Here is a 15,933-nt window from a genome sequence, read left to right as displayed (position 1 = left end):
TTTAGAATAAAAATATTGGTAATGCGTAATGCTTATCAATTTTTTATATAGTGTTTACTTTAGAATCTGCAAAGCATATCAGGACTAAGGTAAGTACAGTTATGTAGTGATTGTTATAGTGTAGTGATTATCCTTATAAACAGGGTGAGCAGTATAGTGTAATGATTGCTTATTTTTCTATTTTAGTGTGTGGAAGTGATTCATTATGTGTATGAGGAATTACAGTGTGAATGTTGATGGAGGAGGCGACAATGAAACAACGAATTCTTGATGCCGCTGTAGCCGAAATAGAGTTACATGGCTCGTCATTTCGTATGGATGACTTGGCTAAGCGCCTTAATATTAGCAAGCGTACTTTGTATGAAAATTTTCATTCTAAGAATGAAATTATTGAGCGTATTTTATTCGACAAGAGTCAGGACTTTTATAATTTGCATAAGCAGATTTTAGAAGACGAAAGCTTGGATACCATTACTAAGCTCAAACGCTATTTTACGGTTAAATCTGATTTGTATGCGGCAATCAGCGGTGATCATTATCGACTTATGTTTGCTTCGGTGCCATCTTTGGTCGACCAAGTAATGCGGACAGTTGAAAAAGATTGGGAGTTACTGGGGAACTTTTTAAAAGAACAACAACGATTAGGTGTTATTAAAAATGTAGATATTGATGTACTAATACTTATGTTTAAAGGTGTTTTACGCATAGTATTTTACGATAGTCTAGCTAACCCGGAAGATTGCAAAGAGCTTTTGTCAGAGGCTATGAACATAATATTGCATGGTATTTTAAATGAGGAGGATAAGAATGAGTAAGTTTCGATTATTGGGTGGCATTGTGGCCGGGTTGGCGATGATGCTTGTCGTTGCCGGTTGCGGTAAGGAAGAAGCACAACAACAAGCAGTAGCGGTCAACACATATAAAATTGTGGCCACCGATACACAGATTGCTACGTCCTTTAACGGTACCGTTACATCGCAGAATAGTACAGCCATTCATGCACGTGTATCCGGTCACGTAGTAGAAAAGTATGTTAATGGCGGTGAACAGGTTGTTAAAGGTCAACCGTTATTCCGTTTGGATTCTCGTCAATATGAAGCTAATTTAGCCAGTGCTCAGGCTAATGCAGCATCGTCTAATGCATCCTATTTAAATGCGGAACGCGATTTGCAGCGTTACCAGCAGTTGGCAGATGAAGATGCGATTGCTCGTCAGACCTTGGATACCCAAGCCAGCACAACTGAGCAGCAACGTGCTGCGTTAGCGGCTAATGATGCAGCTGTTCGTATTGCACAGGATAATTTGCAGGATACAGTTATTTATGCACCGTTTGACGGTACTTTAGAAATGGATGACGTCGATTTAGGTGCTTATGTAACGGCCGGTAGCACTACGTTAGTTACAATTAATACAGTAGATCCTGTATATGTAGAATTTGCCATGAGTGAAGCTGAATATCTTGACTTCATGAAGAATAAGCAAGGTCAGAATTTGGCTAATGTACCATTACAACTTCGTTTATCTGACGGCTCTATTTATCAGTACACCGGTACTTTGGTGCAGGCTGCCAAAAACCTCGACAGCACATCCGGTCAGTTGATGTTTAAAGCGTCCTTCCCAAATCCACAGCATATGTTATTACCTAATATGTATGCGTCTGTTGTTTCGCCTGGGGATATTATTAAAGATGCCATCTTAGTTCCTACTAAAGCTATTACTTATGTATTGGATAAATCCTTTGTATTTACGGTTGATGAAAACGGTAAAGTTACTCAGACTCCTGTTGAAACTAGCGGTACTCAGGGGATTTATACAATTGTTAAGAGTGGTATAAAACCGGGAACAACGGTTGTTGTTGACGGCTTAACCAAGATTCGTAACGGTGTAACAGTTAACCCTACGGCGTTGACTAAAGACCAGATTGAAAAGACGAAATAAGGGGGGATACTGTGTCGAAATTTTTTATTAACCGACCTATCTTTGCCATCGTTTTGTCCTTGATTATTACGATTGTCGGCCTTGTGTCAATGTTAACCTTACCGATTGCGCGCTATCCGGAGATAACGCCGCCACAGGTTCATGTAACGACTAGTTACGTAGGGGCATCTGCAGACGTTGTAAGTGATACGGTAGCGTCCGTAATCGAATCCCAAATCGTAGGGGTTCAAGATATGGACTACATGACATCAACCAGTAGCAACAGCGGCAGTTACTCTTTGACAGTCCAATTTAATCAGGGTACCGATGCGGATATGGATACGGTAAATACTCAAAACCGTGTACAGCGTGCCTTAGCTTCCTTACCGTCGGAAGTACAAAGTGTCGGTGTTATTACAACTAAATCTACCGGTGATATGTCCTTGGTATTTGCATTGAAATCCAATGATGCTGATACATATGACCAGACATTCTTAAAAAACTATGCATCCAACTACATGATGGACGAAATTAAATCCATCAAGGGTGTTGGTAGTGTGCAGGAATTCGGCGCTGACTTCGCTATGCGCGTTTGGCTCGATCCGAGTAAAATGGCTCAGCATAATGTAACAATCGCCGAAGTGACTAGTGCTATCAGTGCACAGAACAGACAGGCGGCAGCCGGTTCTTTAGGTACCGATCCAACGCCTAGTACACAGCAAATTAATCGTAACATTTCCATTCAAGGCCGTTTAATTACGCCTCAGGAATTCGGTAATATCGTTATTAAAACAGATAGTAACGGCAACTTACTTCGATTAAAAGATGTGTCTACCATTCAACTTGGCTCTGAAGACTATGGCTTTAATGCGAAAAGTGATGGCCGCCCAATGGCTGCGTTCACCGTATCTTTAACAAGTGATGCGAATGCGATTGAAACAATCGGTCAAGTAAAGCAAGTTCTCGAAAAACAAAAAGACAGTTTACCACCGGGTGTTGAATATACGGTTATCGTAGATAATACGAACTTCGTTATCGCATCCATCGAAGAAGTAGTTCAGACCTTCGTAGAAGCGTTGATTTTGGTAGCTTTGATTGTATATATCTTCTTACAGTCCTGGCGTTCCACATTGATTCCGATGATTGCCGTACCGGTATCCTTGCTTGGTACCTTCGCGGCGTTTGAAGTATTAGGCTTTACCATCAATACGTTGACCTTGTTCGCCATGGTACTTGCCATCGGGCTTGTAGTCGATGACGCCATCGTTGTTATCGAAGCAGTTGAATACGAAATTAAGGTCAATGGTTTACCGCCACATGATGCGACTATCGCAGCTATGAAAAACGTACAAGGTCCGGTTGTCGGTATCGCTTTCGTATTGGCGTCCGTATTCGTGCCGGTATCCTTCATGGGCGGTATGACTGGTATTCTCTATAAACAGTTCGCTTTGACCATTGCTGTATCTGTTGCTATTTCTGCGTTCGTAGCGTTAACCTTGACGCCGGCACTTTGCTCCATGATGTTAAAACCACATGTACCGCAGGAACATGAAAACTTGTTGCATCGTGGACTTAATAAATTTAACGATGTCTTGGAACGTTTCAGTGATTGGTATGGGTATCAGTTAGCTCGCTTGGCTAAACACTTATGGATTACTGTGGCTGCTTTATTAGCATTTGCCTTGGTTTCCGCAGGTGTATTCCGCGTATTGCCATCCGCTTTCGTACCGCCGGAAGATAACGGTTATTATATGGTAGCCGTCAACTTGCCGGAAGGGGCTACTTTATCCCGTACGATTGCCGTTCTCGATAAAGTTCAGGGCTTCATGAGTGAAGACTCGGATATTGTCGATAAGGCAGGGATTGCCGGTTTTGATATTTTAGCCAGTGCTCAAAAATCCAGTGGTGGTTTGATGTTTGCTACCTTATCCGACTGGAGCCAGCGTAAAGGGGCCGGTCAGGATGTAAACAGTAAAATCGGTAAATTAATGGGCTATGCCGCTACCGTTCCGGAAGCGACCATTTTACCGTTGAACCCACCACCAATTCCCGGTTTAGGTAACTCCGGCGGTTTCTCCATGTATATCATCAACAAGGCAGGGGATTCCACAGCTGAAATGGCACAAGTTGTTAATGACTTCTTAAGTGAAGCACGTAAACAACCGGTGTTTGGTTCTATTTATACAACCTTTACTGATAGTACGCCAACTTATAACTTTGACATTAATCGTGATAAAGCGGCTCAGGATGGCGTAAGTGTATCTGATATCTTTACTACCTTGCAAGGTTATTACGGTTCTATCCAGGTTAATGACTTTAATCAGTTCGGTAAAACTTATAAGGTTGTAATTCAAGCCAGCCAGGATTACCGTATTTCGCCTGAAAACAACAATAATATTTATGTAGCTAACAGTAGCGGTACTTTGTATCCGGTAGCTAACTATGTTAAAGCTGTATCCACCACATCGGCTTCGACAATTACTCGTTTTAACAACTATCCGGCTGTTAAAATCGGTGGTTCCGAAGCAAGCGGCTACAGCTCCGGTGATGCCATTGCAGCTCTTGAAGAAGCAGCTAAGAACTTGCCACAGGGCTATGACTACGACTGGGCCGATCAAAGCCGTGAAGAGGTTAAAGCCGGGTCCCAGACGATTCTTATCTTAGGCATGGGGATTATCTTCGTATTCCTCGTATTGGCCGCCTTGTATGAATCTTGGAAAGTACCGTTTGCCGTATTGTTCTCCGTACCATCCGGTATCGTAGGGGCCGCTTTAATTCCTTGGTTATTGAACTTAACCGGTGCTTATAGCTTAACCAATGATATTTATTTACAGATCGGTTTGTTGACCTTGGTCGGCTTAGCGGCGAAGAATGCGATTTTGATTATCGAATATGCTAAGATTCGTGTTGATGAGCGTGGTATGCGCTTTGTCGATGCGGCTATCGAAGCGGCGAAGATTCGTTTACGTCCTATCTTGATGACGTCCTTAGCGTTCATCTTAGGTTGTATTCCGCTCGCCATTTCCAGCGGCGCCGGTGCGGGTGCTCGTGTATCCATGGGTATTACCGTAGTAGCGGGTATGACATCTGCTACTTTATTCGGTATCTTCGTTATCCCGATGTTGTTTATCTTAATTGAAAATATCGGTTCCGGTAAGAATAAAAAACATTAATACATCAGTCTAGGAACTCTAGAATCTTACCATAGTGTAAGTTTTAAAGTGCCCGACCTGTAAATTATTAAGCGAGTATGCTCTTTTGAGTGTACTCGCTTTTTATATATAATTCGATAGTTGCATATTATGTATAACTTAAATGAAAGAATACATGATATAATGTTGGTAATTAAAAAGTACATACGTGTACATGTAGGAGGCGATGCGCAGCTGGTGAGGTGTAACGGTGATAGATTTTTTATAATTTTATATTTAAAAGTCACCGGGTTGTGTGTACGGTTATTGGGGGATAACTGTCAGTAGGTTCGTTGTAGTAGTGAGGAGGTAAGTAAGTGAATATTATTATTTCGGTAATTGTCATTCTCTGGATTGGTACCTTAGTATTCAAACGGTATAAAGCGCAAGCCGTTTTATTCATCGGTGGTATGGTACTATTAGCATTAGCCTATTTAATGGGTTACGGCACAATTCTTGGTGCTAAACAACAAACGGGTAACTTTATTTTTGATATTTATGAACTCATTCGTATTTTATTCAGCGAACGTGCCGCTAAATTAGGTCTTAATATCATGGCGGTAGCCGGTTTTGCCCGTTACATGGATCACATTGGTGCATCCCGTGCGTTAGTTACCTTGACAATTAAACCGCTTAAAAAATTAAAATCCCCGTATTTAGTACTCAGTGCTTGTTGGGTAGTGGGGATGATTATCGGTCTTGCTATTAACAGTGCCTCCGGTTTGGCCATGTTATTAATGGTTACTATGTATCCTGTATTAATTGCGTTAGGCGTAAGTAAGTTGTCCGCAACGGCTGCCATCGCAACGACTCTTTGTCTCGACTGGAGTCCAAGTGATACAGGGACTATCTTTGCCGCTGAACTGGCAGGTATCGATCCTGTAACGTACTGGCATTCCTACCAGGTGCCGGTTGCTCTTTGGGTATTTCCGGTAGTTGCTATACTTCACTACTTAACTCAGAAGTATATGGATAAACGGGACGGTCATATCGTAGTGGCTCAGGATGCTGTGGTACACGAAGAAAAAATGACCAATGAAGATTTAAAGGAAGTTAAAGCACCTTTATACTATGCGATTTTACCGATTATTCCGCTCGCTTTAATTTTATCTTTCTCCAGTCTCTGGATTTCTTGGATTAAGATGAACATCATCATGGCTATGTTAATCGGTACGACGGTGGGCATGATTTTCCAATATTTACGTACCTTTGACGGTAAGTCTACACTTGCTGATTTACAGGTTTACTTCGACGGTATGGGCCGCCAAATGGCAAACGTAGTCAGCCTTATCGTAGCCGGTGAACTCTTTGCTAAAGGTCTCATGGCTATCGGTACAATTGATGCGCTCATCAACTGGGCCAAAACGTCCGGCTTCGGTGGTATCGGTATCACCCTCGTGATGGTATCTATCATCGGTATTTCCTCCATTGTCATGGGCTCGGGGAACGCGCCGTTCTTTGCCTTTGCCAACTTGGTACCGTCTATTGCGGCATCCACCGGTGTTTCGGCAGCCCTCATGATTTTACCGATGCATTTTATCGCCAGTGCATTCCGTACGATTTCACCGATTACAGCCGTAATCGTAGTAGCCGCCGGTATGGCCGGTATTTCGCCGTTCGATTTGGTTAAACGTACCGCGATTCCAATGATTGGCGCCGGTATTACCTTAGTTGTGGCTAACTTTGTAATGTTCTTATAATTAATCGTGATTTTTATTTGAGAGAGTAGTATCGTTTTAGACGCGAATAATTTAAAATTGTATTTCATATCTCCATCCGCTATTGTGTCGGGTGGAGATATTTGTTTGTAAAAAGCATGTTATAATGCTCATTTACTCATACTGCAGAAGGGTAATTTATGGTATAATGAATAAGATAAATTAACTTCGTTAATTCTAATTTTTTTATGAGGTGATATACATGAGTGAAAATGTAATTTTAGTAACCGGCCATAAGAGCCCTGACACGGATTCCTTCTGTTCTGCATTAGGCTATGCTAATTTGAAAACCCAGATGGGTATGCCTGCCAAAGCAATTTGTGCCGGTAAAGCCAACAAGGAAACATCCTTCGTGCTTGATTATTTTAAAGTAGAACATCCTGAAATCGTGACAAGTTTTGCCGTTCGCATTAAAGACGTTATGGAAAAAGTTCCGGCCGTAGATGCTGCTGCAAGCTTGGAAGATGTTTTGGCATGGCGCAACACTCATGACATGAACCGTGTACCGGTTGTTAAAGACGGTAAATTCGTAGGCGTAATTTTGCCAAGCCGTTTAATCGACGCCTTAGCCGGTGCATGGCTTGATAAAAAAACGGTAACCGCTCTTGATATCGTATCCAAAGCGGGTTGCCAATTGGTTAACCCTGAACTTAAATTAAAAGAATTTGACCGTGGTCATGCAGGCGCGTTCCCGGTAGTGGACGGCGACACTTACTTCGGTATGGTTCGCTCCAAAGTGGAAGCTCCTAAAGAAAAACAAAAAGTTGTTTTAATCGACCACAATGAAAAAGTACAGATTATCGACGATATCGAAGATGCCGAAATTATTGAAAACATCGACCATCATCGTATCGGTGGCTTAACAACGGAAAACCCTATTTTCATCCATTACGAACCGGTTGGATGTTCTTGCACTATCGTGGCTAACTTCTACTGGCAGTACGGTCAGGAAATTCCTAAACACATTGCGGGCTTATTGTTATCCGCTATTATTTCCGATACAGTATTGTTCCGTTCCCCAACTTGCACACCAAAAGACGTAGAAACAGCTAAGAAATTGGCTGCTATCGCCGGTGTGGATTTGGAAGCTTACGGCCTTGAAATGTTGAAAGCCGGTGCCGATGTATCCGATTTCAGCGATGAACAAATCGTTCGTACAGACATGAAAGAATTCGGTGCTAACGGTCAGGTTATCAGCATCGGTCAGTTGACTACCATGAACGCTGAAGAAGTATTGACTCGTAAAGCAGCTTTATTAAAAGCGTTGGAAGATTTACGTGCATCCAATAATTATGCTGCTTCTTATATCATGGTTACTGATATCTTGAAAGAAAGCACTAACTTATTGTTTGCCGGCGATGCTGACGCTATCGTTAAAGCTGCTTTCGGTCAGGAACCTAAGGAACAGGAAGTATTCTTGGCTAATACTTTGTCCCGTAAAAAACAAATCGTTCCTCAAATCTTGGGAGCTATGAAATAATACGACTAAGTAGCTATATAAGTAAAACAAAAACGTTGCCCTTTGCAACGTTTTTGTTCATTCTGATTACACTGTGTAGAAAGGACTGTTATGAGTAGTATATTTGACGGCTTGAATAAAGAGCAACAAGAAGCGGTACGCACAACGGAAGGCCCTCTACTGATTGTAGCGGGCGCCGGATCCGGTAAGACGCGTGTACTGACGTATCGCATTGCTTATTTATTGTCACAGGGTGTAAATCCTTATGAAATTTTAGCCATTACTTTTACCAATAAAGCGGCAAAAGAAATGAAGAGCCGTGTGGAGGATTTGGTTGGTTCCATGGCGGACCGCATTTGGCTCAGTACATTCCACTCATTTTGTGCTAAATTCTTGCGTTTTGAATTGGATAACTTCCTCGGCTACAGCAAAAATTTTACGATTTATGATACAGGGGACTCACAAGCCGTTATTAAGGGGGCGTTGAAGAGCCTGAATCTCGATGATAAATACTTCCCACCGGGAGCCATGCTCAGTGCTATTTCCGATGCAAAGAACCGACTCTTGATGGCCCACGAATTTCGTATGGAAGCTCGTGATTTTTACAGTCAAAAAGTGGCTGATGTATACGAATATTATGAGAAAGAACTCCGTAAGAATAATGCTCTCGACTTCGATGATTTATTGATGGTAGCGGTTAAACTTTTGCAGAGCCGTGAAGATATTCTTCAGAAATACAGTAATCGTTTCCGTTACATCATGATTGATGAATATCAGGATACGAACCATGCACAATATACCTTGGCTCATTTATTGGCCTCCAAATGGCAAAATATTTGTGTCGTAGGGGATGCGGACCAGAGTATTTACGCTTGGCGCGGTGCGGATATTCAGAATATTCTTGATTTTGAAAAAGACTACCCAGCTACTAAAACAATAAAACTGGAGCAGAACTATCGCTCAACTAAGACGATTTTGGAAGCGGCCAACGCCGTTATCGATAACAATGAAGGGCGGCCCGACAAAGTCCTTTGGACGGATAAGGATATGGGTCCTAAAATCCGCCATTTCGAAGCACAATCGGAATTGGAAGAAGCGGCTTTTATCAGCGAAACTATTGCCAAACAGCATGATATTCATGAAGTGCCGTATGGCAATATGGCCATTTTATATCGTACCAACGCTCAGTCTCGTGCCCTTGAAGAAGGCCTCATTAAACGGGGGATTCCTTATGTAATGGTAGGGGGGACGAAGTTCTACGATCGTAAAGAAATTAAAGACGTGTTAGCCTATTTAAAGGTACTCTTTAATCCCTTTGACGATTTGAGCTTGATGCGTATTATTAACGTGCCAAAACGCAGTATCGGTGCTACGACGGTTGCTAAATTGCAAGATTATGCTCGTGAAACAGGCAATTCTTTATTCATGAGTTTGACTATGCTAAGCAATATTCCGACAATTAAAGGCAAAACGAAGGAAAAACTGGAGGAATTCGGCATTCTGATTTTCACTTTGGTAGCCATGATGGATAACCACAATGTATTGCAGATTTTGGAAGCTATTTTGGAAAAAACAGGTTATCTCAAAGAATTGGAAGACAGCACAGATCCGCAGGACGAAGCACGCGTTGAAAATATCGGTGAATTGTTATCTGTGGCGAAAGTGTTCTTGGATGAAAATCCGACGGGCACGGTGCAAGACTTCTTGGAACAGGTGGCCCTTGTCAATGATGTGGATACATATGAACAAGCTGATTCTAAAGTAACCTTGATGACCCTTCATTCGGCCAAAGGCTTGGAATTTCCGATTGTCTTCTTAGCCGGTATGGAAGAGGGCTTATTCCCACACAGCCGTACCCTCATGAATCCGGAAGAAATCGAAGAAGAACGCCGCCTTTGCTACGTAGGGATTACCCGTGCAGAAAAAGAACTCTATCTTTTAAATGCTACGACCCGTACCGTATTCGGACGCACCAACGGCTATTTGCCATCTCGCTTCTTAAAAGAAATTCCGGAAGGTTTGATTGAAGAATTACGACCTAAACGCAAAGTCCGTGAGGACGTACAGCGTCATGTACCGTCTCATTTATCGGTTATGTCGCGACCGGTTACGAAGCCAACCTTACGCAATAAGGTAGTTGAAAATTGGCAAGTCGGTGATACGGCGGTTCATGCTAAATGGGGGAACGGTACCGTTATCGAATTACAGGGGGCCGGATCCGGTTTGAAATTAAAAATTGACTTCCCAACCCAAGGGGTTCGCTTGATTATGGCTCAATTTGCGCCGGTTAAGCGTTTAGAAAAATAACCTGTTAGAAACAGTGTTTTACAATAAGACGGTAGGAGAAAGACTATGCCAGCAATGAATGAATTAAGAGCGGCTGTAGCCAATGCGGCTACAGAAGAAGCAAAAGCCCATGCCCTGCAACAATTATTGGCTCATGCCGGATATTTGTATTATGTAAAAGATGCTCCGGAAATGGAAGATTATGAGTACGATAAACTCTATCGGGAATTACTCGATTTAGAAACGGCGCATCCCGAATTTATCACATCCTATTCACCGACGCAGCGCGTAGGCGCCAAGATTGAAGGAGATTTTCCGAAAGTCGTTCACGGACGACCAATGCTAAGTCTTGGTAATGTTTTCAGTGATGCTGAAGTGCGTACGTTTGCGGAACGAACCGAACGCGAGCTCGGTCATCGACCTGAATATGTAATTGAACTTAAAATTGACGGTCTCGCTTGTAATCTTCACTATGAAAACGGCGTTCTCGTAAGAGCCGTAACACGCGGTGATGGCCGTGTTGGGGAAGATGTAACGAATAATGTGCGCACCATCCAATCGGTACCGCTTTGGATTGAAAATGCGCCGCCGTATATTGAAATTCGCGGTGAAGTATACATGCCTCATAAAGAATTCCAACGCATTAATGAAGAGCGTGAAGCGGCCGGTTTACCGACCTTTGTGAATCCTCGTAATGCGGCGGCCGGCTCCTTACGTCAGTTAGATCCGGCTATTACGGCCAGCCGTAATTTGGACTTTTTTGCCTACGCCGTAGGTTCTTCAGAAGGTTCCGATATCCATTCGCAGCAGGAACTCTTAGAGCGTTTGGCACAGTATCATTTTCATGTAAATCCTCATTATAAATTATGTAAGGCCATTGATGAAGTAATTGAGCAGATTCATCATTGGGATGTGGCTCGTCATGACTTGCCGTACGACACGGACGGTATGGTTATTAAGGTTAATGCCTTTGAAGACCAGGAACAGCTTGGCGCCACCGTTAAAGATCCCCGTTGGGCTACGGCTTTTAAATATCCGCCGGAAGAAGTGGAAACTATCGTCAAAGATATTACCATTAATATCGGCCGTACCGGTGTTTTGACACCGACTGCCGAATTGGAGCCGGTATTCGTATCCGGTACCAATGTAGCGCGCGCAACCCTGCACAACGAAGATTTTATTAAAGATAAAGACATTCGCATCGGCGACCATGTAATGATTCATAAAGCGGCCGAAATTATTCCTGAAGTTATTAAGTCCTTGCCGGAAAAACGTACCGGTGAAGAACGTGAATTCAGCATGCCGACCAATTGCCCGATTTGTGATTTTCCGACCGTACGCCAACCCGGTGAAGTAGCAGTCCGTTGCAGTAATCCGCATTGTCCGGCCGTGGAAAAAGAAAAAATCATTCACTTTGCCTCCCGTGACGCCATGAATATTGACGGTTTGGGGCCTAGCATTGTGGAAAGCCTCATTGCCTATAAGTTAATTGCTACGGTAGCCGATTTGTACAAATTGACGGAAGAACAGCTGGTTACAATGGAGCGGATGGGAAAAAAATCAGCACAGAACCTGTTAAAAGCCATTGAAGACTCTAAAACACGCGGTTTGGGACGCTTATTATTCGCTTTGGGTATTCGTTTAATCGGCGCTAAAGCGGGTCGAACCATTGCGGAACATTTTCCCACTATGGAAGCACTACAGGCTGCGACCGTTGAGACTTTGACGGCGGTCAGTGAAATCGGACCGACTATGGCGGACAGCTTGGTGGCTTATTTTAAAGAGCCGTATAATTTGGAACTCATTGCAGCCCTACGCGAAGTGGGCGTTGTAATGGCGGAAGAACAGGTGGAACCGAGCGGAACCGAACTGGAAGGGGAAACCATCGTTTTGACCGGTACTTTGGAAAGTATGGGCCGTAAAGAAGCGGGTGAACTCTTGGCAGCTCACGGCGCTAAAATAACAGGCTCCGTAAGTAAGAAGACAACCATCGTTATTGCCGGTGCCGAAGCAGGCAGTAAGCTCACTAAAGCGGAATCGCTGGGCATTCGCGTCATGAATGAAGCGGAGTTTTTAGAATTAATCAAAGACTGGCAATAAGGCGTACTTTGTATTGTCATAGTCAATTTGATATAATAATAAAATGGAAAGGATGTGTACGCATGAAAATTGATCGGGAAGAAATAAAAAAGATTGCTTTATTATCTCGTTTGGATATTAGCGAAGAAAATATGGGCACCGTAGAAAAAGCGTTAAATGACGTATTATCTTATGTTGCTGAATTGGAAGAATTGGACCTTGAAGGGGTAGAACCTATGGCCCATGCAGTTCCTTTATATAATGTATTCCGTAAGGACGAAGTGATTCCTTCGTTGCCACATGACTTGGCAATGCAGAATGCACCTGAAGAAGAAGACGGTTACTTCAAAGTGCCGCGCGTTATACAGGAATAGGAGGAAGCACTGTGACCATTCATGAATTACATCAGAAATTAGTGGCCAAAGAATTATCGGCTGTTGAATTAACGAATGCCGTAATTGCCCATAAAGCAAAAACAGAACCGACAGTACATGCGTATTTAGCGGATTCTCACGAACAGGCTTTGGCCGTAGCTGCCAAAGTAGATGAAAAAATTGCAGCCGGTGAAGTGATTTCGCCGTTAGCCGGTATTCCGGGGGCTGTAAAAGATAATATTTGTATTAAAGATCAACAGGCTACTTGTGCGTCTCGTATGTTGGAAAACTTCGTGCCGCCATATAATGCGTCCGTTGTTGAAAAGTTAACCGGTGAAGACTATGTAAGTCTTGGTAAACTTAACATGGACGAATTTGCCATGGGTAGTTCTTCCGAAAGTTCCGCGTTTGCCAAAACTACGAACCCTTGGAACGCCGACTATGTACCGGGCGGTTCATCCGGCGGGGCAGCAGCTTCTGTAGCAGCGGGCAGTGCTGTGTGGGCTTTGGGCTCCGATACGGGCGGATCCGTTCGTCAGCCGGCATCCTATTGTGGTGTTGTAGGCTTAAAACCTACTTACGGTAATGTGTCCCGTTACGGTCTCATTGCCTATGCGTCATCCCTTGACCAAATCGGACCTGTGACCCGTGACGTAACTGATGCGGCTATCGTGCTCAATGCTATCAGCGGCCACGACCATCGTGATTCTACGTCTATTCCGGGGGAACGTCCTGATTATACGAAAGCCTTGGTAAATGACGTAAAAGGCCTTAAAATCGGTATGCCAAAAGAATATTTTGGTGAAGGTTTAAACAGTGAAGTACGCGAAGCGCTTGAAAAAGCCGCTAAAGTATACGAAGGTTTGGGTGCTGAAATCGTTGAAGTAAGCTTACCGACTTCTAAATATGCTTTATCCGCTTACTATATTATCGCTTTGGCGGAAGCCAGCTCCAACTTGGCTCGTTATGACGGCGTAAGCTACGGTTTACGCGTACCGGCCGATAACTTGGTTGAAATGTCCACGAAGACTCGTTCCCAAGGTTTTGGTGCCGAAGTACAGCGTCGTATCTTGCTCGGTACCTATGTATTGAGCTCCGGTTATTATGATGCCTATTATTTAAAAGCCTTGAAAGCTCGTCGTTTGATTAAAAACGAATTTGATTCGGCTTTTGAAAAAGTAGATGTATTGTTAACACCGACTGCACCGAATACAGCGTTTAAGTTCGGTGAAAAAATTAACGATCCATTGTCCATGTATTTAGAAGATATTTGTACCACCCCGGTTAACTTGGCCGGTATTCCGGGCATTTCCATCCCGGCAGGTTTTGCATCCAACGGCATGCCTATCGGTATGCAATTGTTGGCACCGGCTATGGGTGAAGAAGTCTTATTCCGTACGGCTTATACATTCGAACAGGCTTGTCCGGAATGCAATAAAATCGCATCCATTGGGGAGGTAACACTATGAAATACGAAACAGTCGTAGGGCTGGAAGTCCATACGGAGTTAAAGACTAAATCTAAGATTTTCTGCGGTTGTACCACTGAATTCGGCGGCGACCAAAATACTCATGTTTGCCCTGTATGTTTAGGTTTACCAGGCGTTATGCCGGTACTTAACCAGAAAGTAGTTGAATATGCCATTCGTGTCGGTTTAGCCTTGAACTGTGAAATTTTACAATTCAATAAATTCGACCGTAAAAACTATTACTATCCGGATTTGCCTAAAAACTGGCAGACATCCCAATATGACTTGCCAATCTGCTTGAACGGTCATATCGATATCGAAGTGGGCGGCAAAACTCGTCGTATCCGCATTACCCGTATTCACATGGAAGAAGATGCCGGTAAATTGGTCCACAGTGGCAACACTATCAGTACATCCGATTCCTCCAACGTTGACTACAACCGCACCGGTGTACCTTTGTTGGAAATCGTATCGGAACCTGATCTTCGCTCCGGTGAAGAAGCCCGTGCCTATGTGGAAAAAATCCGTTCCATCATTAAATATTTGGACGTGTCCGACGTTCGTATGGAAGAAGGCAGCTTGCGCTGCGACGCCAATATTTCTGTACGCTTGATGGGCGATGAAAAATTAGGCACCAAAACTGAAATTAAGAATATGAACTCCTTAACTGCTTTGCAAAAAGGTGTTGAATATGAAGCCATTCGTCAGGCTGAAACCTTGGAAGACGGCGGTACTATCGTTCAGGAAACCCGTACTTGGGACGATAGCAAGGGCATGACATTGTCTATGCGTAAAAAAGAAGCGGAAAACGACTACCGTTATTTCCCTGAACCTGACTTGGTGCCAATCGTGATTACGGACGAACAAATTGAAGCGGCTCGTCAGTCTTTACCGGAATTGCCGGATGCTAAAATGGCTCGTTTCCAAGCCGATTACGGTTTATCTGAAGAAGACAGTGCGATTTTGACAACTATGCGTGAAACTGCTGATTACCTTGATGAAGCCGTTAAAGCCGGTGCCGATGCTAAAACAGCGGCTAACTGGATGCTCGGTGATTTGTCCAAAATGGTGAACGAAGCCAATATTACTTTTGCCGATGCGAAAGTTAAACCGGCTCAATTGGCCGCTATGATTGAGCTTATCAACAAAGGCACTATTTCCGGTAAAATTGCGAAAAAAGTTATCGTTTCCATGTGGGAAACCGGTAAAGATCCGCAAGCTATCGTTGAAGAACAAGGTCTCGTTCAGATTACCGATACCGGTGCAATTGAAGAAATTGTAAAACAGGTTATTGCCGACAATCCTAAGTCTGTAGAAGACTTCAAGAGCGGTAAAGGCAAAGCTATCGGTTTCTTGGTAGGCCAGGTTATGAAACTCAGCAAGGGCCGCGCTAATCCGGGCGTTGTTAACGAATTATTGCAGAAACATTTGAACGCATAAA

At 43.4% G+C, this 15,933-nt stretch carries 10 protein-coding genes; all 10 read left to right on the top strand.

What is annotated here, in order from left to right:
- Positions 1-251: 251 nt before the first annotated feature.
- The 10 genes from EO124_RS04445 (at position 252) to gatB (ending at position 15,932) form a co-directional block, all read left to right on the top strand.
- Positions 252-815 (top strand): TetR/AcrR family transcriptional regulator, encoded by a 564-nt coding sequence (locus EO124_RS04445; RefSeq protein WP_164726547.1) that lies wholly within the window; start codon positions 252-254, stop codon positions 813-815.
- Positions 808-1,938, top strand: a complete 1,131-nt coding sequence (locus tag EO124_RS04440) for an efflux RND transporter periplasmic adaptor subunit (protein WP_127058507.1) — start codon at positions 808-810, stop codon at positions 1,936-1,938. Before EO124_RS04445 ends, EO124_RS04440 begins: the two co-directional genes overlap by 8 nt.
- Before the next feature lie 11 nt (positions 1,939-1,949).
- Positions 1,950-5,090 carry an efflux RND transporter permease subunit gene (locus EO124_RS04435; RefSeq protein WP_127058506.1) on the top strand — a complete coding sequence of 1,047 codons (3,141 nt, stop codon included), beginning with the start codon at positions 1,950-1,952 and terminating at the stop codon, positions 5,088-5,090.
- Between the two features lie 335 nt (positions 5,091-5,425).
- A complete protein-coding gene (gene dcuC, locus EO124_RS04430) occupies positions 5,426-6,808 on the top strand; it encodes a C4-dicarboxylate transporter DcuC (protein WP_127058505.1) in 1,383 nt (460 codons plus the stop codon).
- A 220-nt stretch (positions 6,809-7,028) separates the two neighbouring features.
- A complete protein-coding gene (locus tag EO124_RS04425; RefSeq protein ID WP_127058504.1) occupies positions 7,029-8,306 on the top strand; it encodes a manganese-dependent inorganic pyrophosphatase in 1,278 nt (425 codons plus the stop codon).
- Positions 8,307-8,396: 90 nt separating this feature from the next.
- The gene (pcrA, locus tag EO124_RS04420) at positions 8,397-10,592 is read left to right on the top strand and encodes a DNA helicase PcrA (protein ID WP_127058503.1); all 2,196 of its coding nucleotides are present in this window, start codon (positions 8,397-8,399) and stop codon (positions 10,590-10,592) included.
- A 54-nt stretch (positions 10,593-10,646) separates the two neighbouring features.
- A complete protein-coding gene (gene ligA, locus EO124_RS04415; RefSeq protein WP_127058573.1) occupies positions 10,647-12,671 on the top strand; it encodes an NAD-dependent DNA ligase LigA in 2,025 nt (674 codons plus the stop codon).
- 62 nt (positions 12,672-12,733) lie between these two features.
- Positions 12,734-13,024, top strand: coding sequence for an Asp-tRNA(Asn)/Glu-tRNA(Gln) amidotransferase subunit GatC (gene gatC, locus EO124_RS04410; protein WP_127058502.1), 291 nt, complete (start codon positions 12,734-12,736; stop codon positions 13,022-13,024).
- A gap of 11 nt (positions 13,025-13,035) precedes the next feature.
- Positions 13,036-14,493: an Asp-tRNA(Asn)/Glu-tRNA(Gln) amidotransferase subunit GatA gene (gatA, locus tag EO124_RS04405; RefSeq protein ID WP_127058501.1), complete on the top strand. Its 1,458-nt coding sequence runs from the start codon at positions 13,036-13,038 to the stop codon at positions 14,491-14,493.
- Positions 14,490-15,932, top strand: coding sequence for an Asp-tRNA(Asn)/Glu-tRNA(Gln) amidotransferase subunit GatB (gene gatB / locus EO124_RS04400; RefSeq protein WP_021842114.1), 1,443 nt, complete (start codon positions 14,490-14,492; stop codon positions 15,930-15,932). Before gatA ends, gatB begins: the two co-directional genes overlap by 4 nt.
- Position 15,933: the final 1 nt, after the last annotated feature.

The organism is Veillonella ratti (genome assembly GCF_003992115.1).
Classification (GTDB): domain Bacteria; phylum Bacillota; class Negativicutes; order Veillonellales; family Veillonellaceae; genus Veillonella_A; species Veillonella_A ratti.
The sequence above is the reverse complement of the archived record's forward strand: the minus strand, read 5'-3'. Positions and strand labels throughout refer to the sequence as shown.